At 60.8% G+C, this 1,256-nt stretch carries 1 protein-coding gene; it reads left to right on the top strand.

All coding sequences use genetic code 11. The features are described 5' to 3' along the window. Window positions 1-55 precede the first annotated feature (55 nt). Window positions 56-1,243 carry an IS30 family transposase gene (locus CLV47_RS21755; protein WP_337589606.1) on the top strand — a complete coding sequence of 396 codons (1,188 nt, stop codon included), beginning with the start codon at window positions 56-58 and terminating at the stop codon, window positions 1,241-1,243. The last annotated feature ends 13 nt before the right edge of the window (window positions 1,244-1,256 follow it).

The raw sequence follows: 1,256 nt of genomic DNA on the forward strand, positions 1-1,256 counted from the left end.
GACTGTGCGGTCAAGGGATTGTCGCAACACCCTGAAACCGTGAATCGAGGCCGGTATGGGTATCGAGGTAGACGCGCGTGAGGCAGTGATCAGACTCCTGCTGAACGAGCAACGAGTGATAGACATCGTGGACCGCACCGGCGTGTCGGAGAGCACGGTGTACCGCATACGCAAGAGGCTAGGGCACATGTGTCGACCAGCTGACTGCGAATACGACTCGAGATATCTGAATCTCCTTGAACGGCGGGAGATCGCGCGTCTGCACGAGCAGGGCGTCTCGATCCGGCAAATCGCCTCGCGTCTGGGACGGAGCCCCTCCACGATCAGCCGCGAACTACGCCGACACTGGCACGAGTCGTTCGATACGTATCTACCCGAGTTCGCTCACCACCAGGCATGGACCAACCAGCGTCGCGCGAAACCCTCGAAAATCTCGCTGCACCAACGACTCCGCGAGTACGTACAACAGAAACTGAACGTCCGACTCTCACCAGAACAAATCAGCGGCCGGTTACTCATCGACCACCCGCAGGAGGAACAGATGCGCATCAGCGCCGAGTCGATCTACCAGAGCATCTACGTGTATCCACGCGGGGAACTGACCCGCGAGCTGAAAGCGACACTACGTACCAAACGCACCCGGCGCCGCACCCGCGGCAGCAGGCATACCAGCGCCGATACCCGGATCCCGAACCTGGTCTCGATCCACCAACGCCCCGACGAGGTCGCCGGCCGCGCCGTGCCGGGCCATCACGAAGGCGACCTGATCAAAGGATCGACCGCGTCTAACTCCGCAGTCGGCACGATCGTCGAACGACACACCGGGTTCGTGAGTCTGCTACACCTCCCCGACGGGTGGGCCTCCGATCAGGTGGTCTCGGCCGCGATCGAGCAGTTCGAGGCGCTACCAGCGTTCTTCGCTAAGACCCTCACCTGGGACCGCGGCACCGAAATGTCTCACCACCAACAACTCACCAAGGCCACCGGGATCGGGGTCTACTTCGCCGACCCCTATAAGCCCCAGCAACGACCCAGTAACGAAAACACGAACGGGCTGCTACGCGAATACCTCCCCAAAGGCGAGGACCTATCGCGCTACAGCCGCACCGACCTCCACGCCATCGCCGAACAATTAAACGACCGGCCCCGTAAACGCCTCGGCTTCTACACTCCCCGCGAGGTATTCACTAAACTCCTCAACCAGGACCTAGAAAACCAAGAACGTGTTGCGACCACCCCTTGAATTCACCGACGGA

Origin of the sequence: Antricoccus suffuscus (assembly GCF_003003235.1) — a bacterium.
Taxonomy (GTDB): Bacteria; Actinomycetota; Actinomycetes; order Mycobacteriales; family Antricoccaceae; genus Antricoccus; species Antricoccus suffuscus.